The following is a 12,851-nucleotide window of genomic DNA, read 5'->3' as shown; positions in this document are numbered from 1 at the left end:
CCTTTATTATTTCAGCGTCTGCTGGATACGTTGGTTTTTCATCCGATACATATTCTGATCGGCAAGTTCTTGCAGTGATTCCGCAGTGGCGTGCTCCCACGCCAGGGCATAACCGACGCTCAGCGAGAGCGTGGCGCTATGGCCATTGTGCAGATTGAATGGCGGAAGAAATTGTTCCGACAGCGCCTGGCACAGGGCCTGGACTTCTGCTTCCGAGCGCACCTCGCGCAGCAGAACGGCAAACTCATCGCCGCCGAGACGCCACGCCAGATGGCGTTTACCGGCGAAAGTCATCAGGCGGCTGGCGACTTCCATCAGCACTTTATCGCCCGCCGCATGTCCCCAGTTGTCGTTGATCAATTTGAAGTTATCGCCATCGAGAAACAGTAACGCTGAGGTCTGGTGATCCACTTCATTTTTCATCAGCTCGGCAAGCGCGTTGCGAAAGGCGGCGCGGTTAGCCAGGCCGGTCAACGGATCGTGTAACGAGCTGCGCAACAGCTGAGCATTTTTGGCCTGCAGCTGGCGCTGCCAGTCCTCCATCTCCCCCAGCAGACTGTTAAAGTCCTGGGCAAACAGATGGAACTCCTCGATACGCTCCTCCGGCACCCGCCGGGAGAAGTGGCGGTTTTCGCGAATATCATGCACGACCTCGGTGATGCTCTGCAGGGCGGCGACGATCCCCCGGTGCAGAGAGTGGGTCAGCAGCAGGCCGATAAACGAGGCGAGCAGAATGCTGCCTGTCAGTACCAGAATCGAGATGCCGAGAAAGTGGCTAATCAGTTCATCAAGCGCGGTTAGTCGCAGCTCGCCGATTTGTTTACCCTGGTGCCAGATGGGCTGCACCGTGGGCTCCGGAAACAGCCATTTACTGATAAGGCCGCTCACTTGTTCTTTGTTGGCCAGCGGTTCGTGGCGCCATGCGGCGAAGGGCTGCTTCTGGCCGTTGAGCACGATTGCCTGGGAAATCTGCCCTTGCTTCCCCAGCGAAGCGAGGGTCTCCTCTGCTGCCGCGCTGTCGCCAAACACCAGGGCGGCTTCGAGACTGCGGCCCATGGTCGCTGCAGTGAGCTCAAGGTTTTTCTGCGCGTACTGCTTGAGCGTGAAAATAGAGGCCGTGCTCAGCAGCAGCCAGACCAGCGTCATGGAAATCACCACGCTTATCACGCTAATGCGACGCAACGCGCGTTTGAACGTCGGGCGCGATGTCTGTGAAAAGTCCTTATTCATGTGGTTTCTTCCGGGCAAGCATCAGGACGTCCGGGTTAACCCGAACCCCGCTGTGCGTCAGAACGTCCAGATTAACGGAGAAGCGGACCCTGTCGTCGTTGATGATCAGGCAAAACGCGCTACCAATTGAGCAATCCGTATTTTGTTCTGCGATGAGTAACAGCGGCCTCGAGCCATAGCGGCGAGTTAATTCCGACTGTTGGGTCGGCGATTCGCTGCCAAAATAAAAACCATCGCAGGTTGTTTTTAACGCTTCTTCACTATTACGTACTATCACCGGTTGATAGGGCAATGCATCCGGATCTTCATGAGCCAGGCTATGGGTGAAGCGTGATGAGGCAAAAATGCACAGCTTCGGCGCCCCTGTTAATGACGGCCAACGGGTATAGGTCACGATCCCGGAAACAATCGCGCGAACATGTTCTGAAGGTCCGGCAGCAAAAACAGGAGATACCGCGATGAGAAAAAATACAGTCAATAAAAGACGGTGTAATACTGTCATTAACGCTTCCGTCAAATTCGCCCTGGCGCGGGAAAAGCCGCTGCCGATGCCCGGCGAAGAATATCACTGATAGCAAAACCCGTCATTAGATGCGCCCTTTGCTTTGGGACAAATCTCACCAGGATTTTTCGTAATGCTGATGGCTCTGATGAGCCATTTTGGCGCGATTTCGCTATGTGTAAATATTTTTGTACGTTTAATGCCGTGGAAAGTGCCAATTAATTTATTGGTGTAAAGTAAAATTTACGGAATATGGATTGAATTCTTTACTTTGTATGGTATCGTTACGTCATGCCCGCTGAGGCAACCCCTATCGCAAACGAGCTACACAGGATCGCAATCATGCAAAAAGACGCGCTGAATAACGTACATATTACCGACGAACATGTGTTAATGACCCCGGAGCAACTGAAGGCGGAATTCCCCCTGAGCGTTGAACAGGAAGCGCAGATCGCGCACGCCCGTGAAACCATCTCCGATATCATCGCCGGCCGCGATCCGCGCCTGCTGGTGGTCTGCGGTCCTTGCTCCATTCACGATCCGGAAGCTGCGATCGAATATGCTCGTCGGTTTAAAGCCCTTGCCGAAGAGGTCAGCGATAGCCTCTACTTGGTGATGCGCGTCTATTTTGAAAAACCCCGTACTACCGTCGGCTGGAAGGGGCTGATTAACGATCCGCATATGGATGGTTCGTTTGATGTTGAAGGCGGCCTGAAGATTGCGCGTCGTCTGCTGGTCGAGCTCGTGAATATGGGACTGCCGCTGGCGACGGAAGCGCTGGATCCCAACAGCCCGCAGTACCTTGGGGATCTGTTCAGCTGGTCCGCCATCGGCGCGCGAACCACGGAATCTCAGACGCACCGCGAAATGGCCTCTGGTCTTTCCATGCCGGTAGGCTTTAAAAATGGCACCGACGGCAGCCTGGCCACGGCCATCAACGCCATGCGCGCCGCGGCGATGCCGCACCGTTTCGTCGGTATCAACCAGGCCGGGCAGGTCTGCCTGCTGCAAACGCAGGGTAACCCGAACGGCCATGTGATCCTCCGCGGCGGTAAGGCGCCAAACTACGGTCCGGACGATGTGGCGAAATGCGAAAAAGAGATGGCGCAGGCGGGACTGAAGCCGTCGCTGATGGTAGATTGCAGTCATGGGAACTCCAATAAAGATTTCCGCCGCCAGCCGGCCGTGGCTGAATCCGTTGTCGCGCAGATTAAAGATGGCAATCGCTCCATTATCGGCCTGATGATCGAGAGTAATATCCACGAGGGCAATCAGTCCTCTGAACAGCCGCGTGAGGCGATGAAATACGGCGTTTCGGTAACGGATGCCTGCATCAGCTGGGAAACCACCGATGCGCTACTGCGTGAACTGGATAAGGATCTCCGCGGCCACCTGGCGGCCCGTTTGGTGTAAGAGGAAAGTATGGTTGCTGAACTGACCGCGTTACGCGATCAAATTGATGAAGTAGATAAAGCGTTGCTTAGCCTGCTGGCTAAGCGCCTGGAACTGGTGGCCGAAGTCGGCGAGGTGAAGAGCCAGTATGGCCTGCCGATTTACGTCCCGGAACGCGAGGCGGCGATGCTCGCCTCCCGGCGTGAAGAGGCGGCTGCGCTCGGCGTTCCGCCGGATCTGATCGAGGACATTCTGCGTCGCGTGATGCGCGAATCCTATTCCAGCGAAAACGACAAAGGCTTCAAAACCCTTTACCCGAATCTGCGGCCGGTAGTGATCGTCGGCGGCGGCGGGCAGATGGGGCGTCTGTTTGAGAAGATGTTAACGCTGTCCGGCTACCAGGTGCGCATTCTGGAAAAAGAGGACTGGGCGCGGGCGACGGATATCGTCGCCGATGCCGGCATGGTCATTGTCAGCGTGCCGATTCACACCACCGTGGAGACGATCGCCAGGCTGCCGCCGCTGCCGGCGGATTGCATTCTGGTCGACCTTGCCTCGGTTAAAGCAGAGCCGCTGCAGGCGATGCTGGCGGCGCATCAGGGCCCGGTACTCGGCCTGCACCCGATGTTTGGTCCGGACAGCGGCAGCCTTGCCAAGCAGGTGGTGGTCTACTGCGATGGCCGCCAGCCAGAGGCCTATCAGTGGTTCCTCGAGCAAATTCAGGTCTGGGGCGCGCGCCTGCATCGCATCAGCGCGGTGGAGCACGATCAGAACATGGCCTTTATTCAGGCGTTGCGCCACTTTGCCACCTTCGCCTATGGGCTGCATCTGGCGGAAGAGAATGTGCGCCTTGAGCAGTTGCTGGCGCTCTCGTCACCTATTTACCGGCTGGAGCTGGCGATGGTGGGCCGTCTGTTTGCCCAGGATCCGCAGCTCTACGCCGACATTATTATGTCCTCGGAAAACAACCTGGCGCTGATTAAGCGCTACTACCAGCGGTTTGGCGAGGCGATCGGTCTGCTGGAGCAGGGCGATAAGCAGGCATTTATCGATAGCTTCCGTAAAGTCGAACACTGGTTTGGCGATTACGCCCAGCGTTTCCAGAGCGAGAGCCGCACGCTGCTGCGTCAGGCGAACGATAATCGGCAGTAAAGCGAAAAAGGTGTATACAATAAAGCCAGCGACCGCTGGCTTTTTTTATAGGGATGACAACGATGGCTGAACCACAACCGCTGTTTGACTACACCGGATACCTGCCGGAATGCCCGACCTGGAGCGAGGCAGAGCAGGCCCTCTACTGGGCCGATATTATGGAATGTGAAATTCACCGCTACGATACCCGCAGCGGCGAACACCAGGTGCTGCAATTTCCGGAGGAGGTCGGCTGTTTTTCCTTGCGCGAGAAGGGTGGGTTTATCGTTGCATTGCGCAGCGGTATCTGGCTGACCGACGCCCACGGTCTGCTACGGCGTAAAGTCTGCGATAACCCGAGCAATCCGGAACTGGCGCGGTTTAACGATGGTGGGACCGATCGCGATGGGCGCTTTTATGCCGGCACCTTCTGGGGCCCGGGGGATTATAACGGCGCGCTGCTGATGCGGGTCGATAACGACCTGAAGCCGACGGTGATCCAGTGTGACATCCATGGCGCCAACGGTCTGGCGTTTAGCGCCGACCGGCGCTGGATGTATACCTCCGATACGCCGAACGCCGTGATCTACCGTACGCCGCTGGATGAGCAGGGTGAGCCTGGCCGGCGCGAAGTCTTTCGCCGTTTTCAGCCTGGCGAAGGGATACCGGACGGGGCGGCGATTGACCTGGAGGGGTGTTACTGGAGCGCAATGTTTGACGGCTGGCGGATCGCCCGTTTCTCTCCGCAGGGTGAGGAGCTGGAGTCCTACCCGATGCCGGTACGTTGCCCGACGATGGTCTGCTTTGGCGGGGCGGATATGCAAACGCTCTATATCACCACCACCCGGGAAAACATGGAGGACGATGAGCTGGCGCAGTATCCGCTGTCCGGCGCCATCTTCACCCTGCCGGTGGCGGTGGCAGGGATGAAGAAATTACCGTTCCGCGAACGTTAAACCGGATCCACCGGCACGACGTTTTCGCTGGGGTAGCAACCGAGAACCTTCATGGAGCGGGTGATCTCCGCCAGCTCCTTCAGCGCCTTGCGCATGGGCAGCGAGTCCAGGTTTGCCTGAATATCGAGATAAAACATCTCTTCCCACGGATTGCCATGGATGGGGCGAGATTCCAGTTTGGTCATGATCAGATTGTGATTGCGCAGCACCAGTAAGGCTTCCACCAGGGCACCCGCCTGCTGACCGGTCGCCATTAACAGCGTGGTCTTCGCCGGAACCTGATCGGAGACGTTTACCGATTTGCGCGCCAGAACGAGGAAGCGCGTAATATTCTGCGTCTGGTTGGCCTGGCAGTGCTCCAGCACCTGCAGGCCGTACAGAGCGCCGCCCGCTTCGCTGCCCAGCGCCGCGACGGTCGGGGCGTTCGCCTGCGCGACTTTTTCCATCGCCGCTGAGGTGCTCTCGGTATATTCAATCTTCCAGTGCGGGTAGCGACTCAGATACTGGCTACACTGCTGGAACGGTTGCGGATGGCTGTAGACGGTCTGAATTTTATCGGCATCCGTCGAGGTGCTGACCAGTACGCAATGATCGATAGGGATCGTCAGCTCGCCTACGATCGACAGGCTGGTGTGCTGCAGCAGATCGTAGACATCGTTGATCCCGCCGGAGCTGGTGTTTTCAATCGGCACTACGGCGTAATCGGCCTGGCCGGTTTCCACCTGATTAAAAATATCGGCGAACTTCGCGCAGCCGCTTTCAATAAACTGCTCAAAGTGGCGAGCGGCGTACTGACGCGCCGCCAGATGCGAATAAGAGCCTTTGGGACCGAGGAACGCCACGCGAGCCGAATGCGGGTTAATTTTATTCAAATGCTGCTGCAGCAGGGTTTGCTGGGTCAGTACAGAGTCTTCGATAATCAGCTGGAACAGGCGGGTGATGTAATGAGCGTCCAGATTATGGCGCTTGCCGAGGGTCATCAGACGCTCCAGCAGATCGCGTTCGCGGTCAATATCACGCACCGGGCGATGGGAGGCCAGTTTGGCTTTACCAACCTCAACAGCCAGCCCGCGACGCTCCGCCAGCAGAGCAAGCAGTTTCTCATCCAGCGCGCTTATCTTGTCGCGCAGCGCCAGTAATGGGTTTTCCTCGGTCATAGATGTTGCCTTTGTTGTTATCCAATAAAAAAGGCCTCCCGGGTGGGAGGCCTTATTGTTCGTCTTCGCATTCTTTCTTATACGACGAATTGCCTCCCGGTCAGGGGAAGGTAAAAAAGAATGCGAAGAAGAACGGGACGAGTTTCATGATGAATTCCTTTAAGTAGTGGGGATTACAGTACCTGTACTGTTTTCACTCTGTCAATAAAAAACGCGCCCGAAGGCGCGTGGCATGACACAACTTAAGTTAAGGATTACTCTTCTTCTTCCACAAAGCCTGCCTCTTTCACCGACGTCGCGGCGCGGCGGGCTTCCCCTTTGTGTTGCACTTTATTGAGCTGCCGTTCCAGCTTGTTGATCAATTCGTTAATGGCGGCGTACATATCTTCATGACGCGCACTGGCAACCAGATGGCCGTTTGGCGTGTTGATGGTTGCATCAGCGATAAAACCCTGCGGCTCCTTAGACAGAATGATGTGCGGGTTAATTAAATGAGTTTGCCACTTATCCAGTTTGGCGAGACGGTCTGCGACATGCTGGCGGATTGCCGGAGTAATTTCCATTTGTTTACTGGTAATGTTCATTGTCATAAATTTTACCTCTTGTCTTTCCCGTCTTGGTGAATCCAGCATACCTTTCCTAATGTCAAAATGTGTGATCTAAATCACGTTTTATTGTCACTTTTTGTCAACGAATTCATTTTGTGAGACAGGGCAGGAAGAAGTGAGATTTTACTTGTAGAACCTGCCAAAGCAGGCCATATTTGATGAGTTAACTCGACGCTAAACCGCTTCAGCTAACCAGGATAACGAATAAAAAAACGGCAGCCAGTGGCTGCCGTTTGCGATCCATGAGTCAGGCTCAGGTGTTCTTACTGTTCGCGGCGATAATCTTCGCGACTTTGTCCGCTTGAGCATTCATCTGCATTTGACGATAGGCATTTTCCATCTTCGGCAGGGCATCGCGGGTGGCCTGGGTATCCGGATAGTTACGCATCATACCTTCCACGCGGTTAACGACGGCAACCCATGCGCCGCGGTCGGTGTAGTAATCCACCACCGACAGCTCATACTTCGCCAGGCGATCTTTCAGGAATACCATGCGCTTATAGGCGTCCGTGGCATACTGGCTGTTCGGGTAGCCGCGTACCAGTTTGGAGAAGTCATTGAAGGCATCGCGCGCGTGCTGCGGATCGCGGTCGGAACGATCGACGCCGAAGAAGCCCTGCAGGGCGCTGTCATCCAGAGCCATGTTGGTCAGGCCGCGCATATAGATGACGTAGTCGATGTTCGGATGGGTGGGATTCAAGCGCATGAAGCGATCGATGGCCGCTTGAGCCAGCGGCAGATCGGCGTTTTTGTAATACGCATAAATCAGATCCAGCTGTACCTGTTGGGAATAAGGGCCGAATGGATAACGGTTATCCAACGCTTCCAGTTGCGTTATCGCCTGTTTCCAGTTACCGTCCTGCAGTTTTTGCTGGGCGGTCGCGTAGATTTCATTCGGCGGATTATCAGGCACCTCTTCCTTAGAGCCGGAGCAACCCACCAAAGCCAGGCTCAGTGTGGCGGCTGCCACCAGGTATTTCATGCGCGTCATGACGTTTTGACTTCCTCAAAATGTTTATGCGGGAGAATCTCTGTTCCTGCTCCCGATTAAGACCAGCTACAATAGCACACTATATTAAACGGCAAAGCCGTAAAACCCAACGTTAAACGAAGAAGCTGTATATGGCACAACGAGTACAACTCACCGCAACGGTGACCGAAAATCAACTCGGTCAACGCTTAGATCAGGCTTTGGCCGAATTGTTCCCTGATTATTCGCGATCGCGGATAAAAGAATGGATCCTCGACCAACGCGTATTAGTCAATGGCACCATTGGCGATAAACCGAAAGAAAAAGTGCTGGGGGGAGAACGCATCGCTATCGATGTGGAAATCGAAGAAGAGGCGCGCTTCCAGCCGCAGGATATTCCGCTCAATATCGTTTACGAAGATGATGACATCATCGTGATCAACAAACCGCGCGATCTGGTTGTACATCCTGGCGCGGGCAACCCTGACGGTACTGTGCTGAATGCGCTGCTGCACTACTATCCGCCTATTGCCGATGTGCCGCGTGCGGGTATCGTCCACCGTCTGGATAAAGACACCACCGGTCTGATGGTGGTGGCGAAAACCATTCCAGCGCAAACCCGGCTGGTGGAGTCGCTGCAGCTGCGCGAGATCACCCGTGAATACGAAGCGGTGGCGATCGGTCATATGACCGCTGGCGGTACGGTTGAAGAACCGATCAGCCGTCATCCGACCAAGCGTACCCATATGGCGGTGCACCCGATGGGCAAACCGGCGGTGACCCACTACCGCATTATGGAGCATTTCCGCATCCATACCCGCCTGCGCCTGCGTCTGGAAACCGGTCGTACGCATCAGATCCGCGTGCATATGTCGCATATCACCCATCCGCTGGTAGGCGACCAGGTGTATGGCGGCCGCCCGCGTCCGCCGAAGGGCGCGTCGGAGGAGTTCATCACCGCGCTGCGTAAATTCGACCGCCAGGCGCTGCACGCCACCATGCTACGTCTGTACCACCCGATTACCGGCATTGAAATGGAGTGGCACGCGCCCATCCCACAAGATATGGTCGAGCTCATCGAGGCGATGCGCGCCGATTTTGAAGCCCATAAGGACGATATTGACTGGTTATGACTAAACTGATTGTACCGCAGTGGCCAATGCCCGGCAGCGTGGCGGCCTGTAGTTCTACCCGCATCGGCGGCGTGAGTCTGCCGCCCTATGACTCGCTCAACCTGGGCGCCCATTGCGGCGACAATCTGCAGCATGTCGAAGAAAACCGGCGGAGGATGTTTGCCGCCGGCGGCTTACCGTCTTACCCGGTTTGGCTGGAGCAGGTTCATGGTACCGATGTGCTCACGCTGGACGGCGGACCCTATCCGTCGAAACGCGCGGATGCCTCTTATAGCCGTACGCCAGGGACTGTCTGCGCGGTGATGACCGCTGACTGCCTGCCGGTCCTGTTCTGTAACCGCGCCGGTACCGAAGTCGCCGCGGCGCATGCGGGATGGCGCGGCTTATGCGAAGGGGTTCTGGAAGAGACGGTCGCCCGTTTCGCCGATAAAGCCGAAAACATTATGGCGTGGCTGGGACCCGCCATCGGTCCGCAGGCGTTTGAGGTGGGCCCAGAAGTTCGCGACGCTTTTATGGCTAAGGATGAGAATGCGCATCAGGCTTTTCGTCCGGCAGGCGAAAAATATTTTGCTGATATCTACCAGCTGGCTCGGCAGCGCCTGGCAAACGTCGGCGTTGAGCAGATTTTCGGCGGCGATCGCTGCACGCTAAGCGAAAAGGATGATTTTTTCTCTTACCGGCGCGACAAGACCACCGGTCGTATGGCAAGTTTCATTTGGCTGATATAACCTAGAGAATCAAGACGATCCAGAAGGCAAACTTATTTTTCGCATAGTTCAGGTCTTTAACCTTGAATAATTGAGGGATGACCTCATTTAATCTCCAGTAGCAAATTTGACCTGTTATGGGAGGAGTTATGCGTCTGGATCGTCTTACCAATAAATTCCAGCTTGCTCTTGCCGATGCCCAGTCGCTTGCACTCGGGCACGACAACCAATTCATCGAACCTCTTCATTTAATGAGCGCCTTGCTGAATCAGGAAGGGGGATCGGTACGTCCTTTATTAACCTCGGCGGGCGTGAATGCCGGGAAACTGCGCACTGACATCGAACAGGCTCTGAGCCGTTTACCGCAGGTGGAAGGCACCGGCGGCGATGTGCAACCTTCTCAGGATTTAGTGCGGATCCTGAACCTTTGCGACAAGCTGGCGCAAAAGAAAAAGGACAACTTTATTTCGTCGGAACTGTTTGTTCTGGCGGCGCTTGAATCACGCGGTACGCTGACCGACCTTTTAAAATCCGCCGGAGCAACAACCGCCAACGTGACCCAGGCGATTGAACAAATGCGCGGAGGTGAAAGCGTGAACGATCAGGGTGCCGAAGACCAACGTCAGGCATTGAAGAAATTTACCGTCGATCTCACCGAGCGTGCCGAACAGGGCAAGCTGGACCCGGTTATCGGCCGTGATGAAGAGATCCGCCGTACCATTCAGGTACTGCAGCGCCGTACCAAAAACAACCCGGTGCTGATTGGTGAACCCGGGGTGGGTAAAACCGCTATCGTCGAAGGACTGGCGCAGCGTATCGTCAACGGCGAAGTTCCGGAAGGGCTGAAAGGCCGTCGGGTGCTGGCGCTGGATATGGGCGCGCTGGTGGCCGGGGCGAAATATCGCGGTGAGTTTGAAGAGCGTCTGAAAGGCGTGCTGACCGACCTTTCAAAACAGGAAGGCAACGTCATTCTGTTTATCGACGAACTGCATACCATGGTTGGCGCCGGTAAAGCCGACGGCGCGATGGACGCGGGCAACATGCTGAAGCCGGCGCTGGCGCGTGGTGAACTGCACTGCGTCGGGGCGACGACGCTCGACGAATACCGTCAGTACATTGAAAAAGACGCTGCGCTGGAGCGCCGCTTCCAGAAGGTGTTCGTCGCCGAGCCGTCGGTAGAAGATACCATCGCTATTCTGCGCGGTCTGAAAGAACGTTATGAACTGCACCACCATGTGCAGATCACCGACCCGGCTATCGTGGCGGCGGCGACCTTGTCGCATCGCTACATTGCCGACCGTCAGCTGCCGGATAAAGCCATCGACCTTATCGATGAGGCGGCGTCCAGCATCCGTATGCAGATCGACTCAAAGCCGGAAGAGCTGGACCGTCTCGATCGCCGTATCATCCAGTTGAAACTGGAGCAGCAGGCGCTGAAGAAAGAGTCTGATGAGGCGAGTCTGAAGCGTCTTGATATGCTCAACGAGGAGCTGGCGGATAAAGAACGGCAGTACTCGGTGCTGGAAGAAGAGTGGAAAGCGGAAAAAGCGTCCCTCTCCGGCACCCAGACCATCAAAGCCGAGCTGGAGCAGGCGAAAATCGCCATCGAACAGGCGCGTCGCGTCGGTGACCTGGCGCGGATGTCCGAGCTGCAGTACGGCAAAATTCCGGAACTGGAGAAACAGCTGGCGGCAGCCACTCAGTCCGAAGGAAAAACCATGCGTCTGCTGCGTAATAAAGTGACGGATGCTGAAATCGCCGAAGTGCTGGCCCGCTGGACCGGTATCCCGGTCTCCCGCATGATGGAAAGCGAGCGTGACAAACTGCTGCGTATGGAGCAGGAACTGCATCATCGGGTGATTGGTCAGGATGAGGCGGTTGAAGCAGTATCTAACGCTATTCGCCGTAGCCGTGCCGGGCTGTCCGATCCGAACCGGCCGATTGGTTCATTCCTGTTCCTCGGTCCGACTGGGGTCGGTAAAACCGAGCTGTGTAAAACGCTGGCTAACTTTATGTTCGACAGCGACGACGCAATGGTGCGTATCGATATGTCCGAGTTTATGGAGAAACACTCCGTCTCGCGTCTGGTCGGTGCGCCTCCGGGATACGTCGGTTATGAAGAGGGCGGTTACCTGACCGAGGCGGTGCGCCGTCGTCCTTATTCCGTCATCCTGCTGGATGAAGTGGAAAAAGCGCACCCGGATGTGTTCAACATTCTGCTGCAGGTACTCGACGACGGGCGCCTCACCGATGGCCAGGGGAGAACGGTCGACTTCCGTAACACGGTGGTCATCATGACCTCGAACCTCGGTTCCGATTTGATTCAGGAACGGTTCGGCGAGCTGGATTACGGACATATGAAGGACCTGGTGCTGGGGGTTGTCAGCCAGAACTTCCGTCCGGAGTTCATCAACCGTATCGATGAAGTGGTGGTCTTCCATCCGCTGGGTGAGAAACACATTGCTTCTATTGCCCAGATCCAGCTGCAGCGTCTGTATAAACGTCTGGAAGAGCGCGGATATGAAGTGCGGATGTCCGATGAGGCGTTGAAGTTACTAAGCGCCAACGGATACGATCCGGTATACGGCGCGCGGCCACTGAAACGCGCTATTCAGCAGCAGATTGAGAACCCGTTGGCTCAGCAGATCCTTTCCGGTGAGCTGATTCCGGGTAAAACCGTCGAGCTGGTAGTGAAAGACGACCGTATCGTGGCAGTGCAGTAAGTCACAAAACGACAAAAACGGGCCCAGCGGGCTCGTTTTTGTTTAAAAACCAGGCAAGAATTAAAGCTCAATACCTTATTTGGTTGAAAAGTGAGCGATTGAATTCTTTTTTTGAATTTATCCTTGTCACTTCAGAATTACCCCCTATAATGCGCCTCCACTGACACGGAACAACGGCAAGCAAGCCGCCGGGGCAGCAGGATTCAACGGCGAAAGATAACGTTGAAGCCGACAGAGAAAAGCAAAATAAGCGCTTGACTCTGAATGAGGAAAACGTATTATACGGGACCTCGCGACAGAGCGCTAAAGCGCGTCGCAACTGCTCTTTAACAATTTATCAGA

General features: G+C 55.6%; 12 protein-coding genes and 1 other annotated feature. Of the genes, 6 read left to right on the top strand and 6 right to left on the bottom strand.

The genetic code is table 11. The annotated features are described in order from the left end of the window. Nucleotides 1-6 precede the first annotated feature (6 nt). Nucleotides 7-1,230 (bottom strand): diguanylate cyclase DgcN, encoded by a 1,224-nt coding sequence (dgcN, locus tag ABLV64_RS13310; protein ID WP_004206845.1) that lies wholly within the window; start codon nucleotides 1,228-1,230, stop codon nucleotides 7-9. Continuing rightward, nucleotides 1,223-1,732: a YfiR family protein gene (locus ABLV64_RS13305; protein WP_017900644.1), complete on the bottom strand. Its 510-nt coding sequence runs from the start codon at nucleotides 1,730-1,732 to the stop codon at nucleotides 1,223-1,225. The genes dgcN and ABLV64_RS13305 overlap by 8 nt, the downstream gene beginning before the upstream one ends. A 342-nt stretch (nucleotides 1,733-2,074) precedes the next feature. On the opposite strand from ABLV64_RS13305, the gene aroF reads away from it, so the two are divergent. The 3 genes from aroF (at nucleotide 2,075) to ABLV64_RS13290 (ending at nucleotide 5,211) form a co-directional block, all read left to right on the top strand. Then, nucleotides 2,075-3,145 (top strand): 3-deoxy-7-phosphoheptulonate synthase AroF, encoded by a 1,071-nt coding sequence (aroF, locus tag ABLV64_RS13300; protein WP_060656637.1) that lies wholly within the window; start codon nucleotides 2,075-2,077, stop codon nucleotides 3,143-3,145. A 9-nt stretch (nucleotides 3,146-3,154) separates the two neighbouring features. Next, nucleotides 3,155-4,276, top strand: coding sequence for a bifunctional chorismate mutase/prephenate dehydrogenase (gene tyrA / locus ABLV64_RS13295; RefSeq protein WP_049003974.1), 1,122 nt, complete (start codon nucleotides 3,155-3,157; stop codon nucleotides 4,274-4,276). A gap of 62 nt (nucleotides 4,277-4,338) precedes the next feature. Further along, on the top strand, nucleotides 4,339-5,211 hold the full coding sequence (locus ABLV64_RS13290; RefSeq protein ID WP_085846558.1) for an SMP-30/gluconolactonase/LRE family protein: 873 nt from the start codon (nucleotides 4,339-4,341) through the stop codon (nucleotides 5,209-5,211). Here ABLV64_RS13290 and pheA read toward each other — a convergent pair. The 4 genes from pheA to bamD form a co-directional block, all read right to left on the bottom strand. Next, nucleotides 5,208-6,368, bottom strand: coding sequence for a bifunctional chorismate mutase/prephenate dehydratase (gene pheA / locus ABLV64_RS13285; protein WP_049092790.1), 1,161 nt, complete (start codon nucleotides 6,366-6,368; stop codon nucleotides 5,208-5,210). The two genes, ABLV64_RS13290 and pheA, sit on opposite strands and share 4 nt — an antisense overlap. Before the next feature lie 24 nt (nucleotides 6,369-6,392). Then, nucleotides 6,393-6,517, bottom strand: a sequence feature (Phe leader region). Further along, nucleotides 6,469-6,516, bottom strand: a complete 48-nt coding sequence (gene pheL / locus ABLV64_RS13280) for a pheA operon leader peptide PheL (RefSeq protein ID WP_100250063.1) — start codon at nucleotides 6,514-6,516, stop codon at nucleotides 6,469-6,471. It overlaps the preceding feature by 48 nt. A gap of 105 nt (nucleotides 6,518-6,622) precedes the next feature. After that, nucleotides 6,623-6,958, bottom strand: coding sequence for a ribosome-associated translation inhibitor RaiA (gene raiA, locus ABLV64_RS13275; protein ID WP_002914111.1), 336 nt, complete (start codon nucleotides 6,956-6,958; stop codon nucleotides 6,623-6,625). Between the two features lie 271 nt (nucleotides 6,959-7,229). Next, entirely contained in the window at nucleotides 7,230-7,967 is a 738-nt protein-coding gene (gene bamD / locus ABLV64_RS13270; protein ID WP_004145664.1) for an outer membrane protein assembly factor BamD, read from the bottom strand. Nucleotides 7,968-8,098: 131 nt separating this feature from the next. Here bamD and rluD point away from each other — a divergent pair, with 131 nt between their 5' ends. From rluD to clpB, 3 genes are all read left to right on the top strand, one after another. Then, nucleotides 8,099-9,079 (top strand): 23S rRNA pseudouridine(1911/1915/1917) synthase RluD, encoded by a 981-nt coding sequence (rluD, locus tag ABLV64_RS13265; protein ID WP_004206840.1) that lies wholly within the window; start codon nucleotides 8,099-8,101, stop codon nucleotides 9,077-9,079. Then, complete coding sequence (gene yfiH, locus ABLV64_RS13260; RefSeq protein WP_023318894.1) at nucleotides 9,076-9,807, top strand: purine nucleoside phosphorylase YfiH; 732 nt, start codon at nucleotides 9,076-9,078, stop codon at nucleotides 9,805-9,807. The genes rluD and yfiH overlap by 4 nt, the downstream gene beginning before the upstream one ends. Nucleotides 9,808-9,935: 128 nt before the next feature. Continuing rightward, entirely contained in the window at nucleotides 9,936-12,509 is a 2,574-nt protein-coding gene (gene clpB / locus ABLV64_RS13255; protein WP_004206837.1) for an ATP-dependent chaperone ClpB, read from the top strand. The last annotated feature ends 342 nt before the right edge of the window (nucleotides 12,510-12,851 follow it).

This window comes from Klebsiella sp. JB_Kp031 (genome assembly GCF_040064295.1).
Classification (GTDB): domain Bacteria; phylum Pseudomonadota; class Gammaproteobacteria; order Enterobacterales; family Enterobacteriaceae; genus Klebsiella; species Klebsiella quasipneumoniae.
This window is presented reverse-complemented; position numbering and strand designations above follow the sequence as displayed.

Coding starts and splice junctions, on each gene's coding strand:
- dgcN (WP_004206845.1), bottom strand. CDS start 1,230: ATGAATAAGGACTTTTCACAGACATCGCGCCCGACGTTCAAACGCGCG.
- ABLV64_RS13305 (WP_017900644.1), bottom strand. CDS start 1,732: ATGACAGTATTACACCGTCTTTTATTGACTGTATTTTTTCTCATCGCG.
- aroF (WP_060656637.1), top strand. CDS start 2,075: ATGCAAAAAGACGCGCTGAATAACGTACATATTACCGACGAACATGTG.
- tyrA (WP_049003974.1), top strand. CDS start 3,155: ATGGTTGCTGAACTGACCGCGTTACGCGATCAAATTGATGAAGTAGAT.
- ABLV64_RS13290 (WP_085846558.1), top strand. CDS start 4,339: ATGGCTGAACCACAACCGCTGTTTGACTACACCGGATACCTGCCGGAA.
- pheA (WP_049092790.1), bottom strand. CDS start 6,368: ATGACCGAGGAAAACCCATTACTGGCGCTGCGCGACAAGATAAGCGCG.
- raiA (WP_002914111.1), bottom strand. CDS start 6,958: ATGACAATGAACATTACCAGTAAACAAATGGAAATTACTCCGGCAATC.
- bamD (WP_004145664.1), bottom strand. CDS start 7,967: ATGACGCGCATGAAATACCTGGTGGCAGCCGCCACACTGAGCCTGGCT.
- rluD (WP_004206840.1), top strand. CDS start 8,099: ATGGCACAACGAGTACAACTCACCGCAACGGTGACCGAAAATCAACTC.
- yfiH (WP_023318894.1), top strand. CDS start 9,076: ATGACTAAACTGATTGTACCGCAGTGGCCAATGCCCGGCAGCGTGGCG.
- clpB (WP_004206837.1), top strand. CDS start 9,936: ATGCGTCTGGATCGTCTTACCAATAAATTCCAGCTTGCTCTTGCCGAT.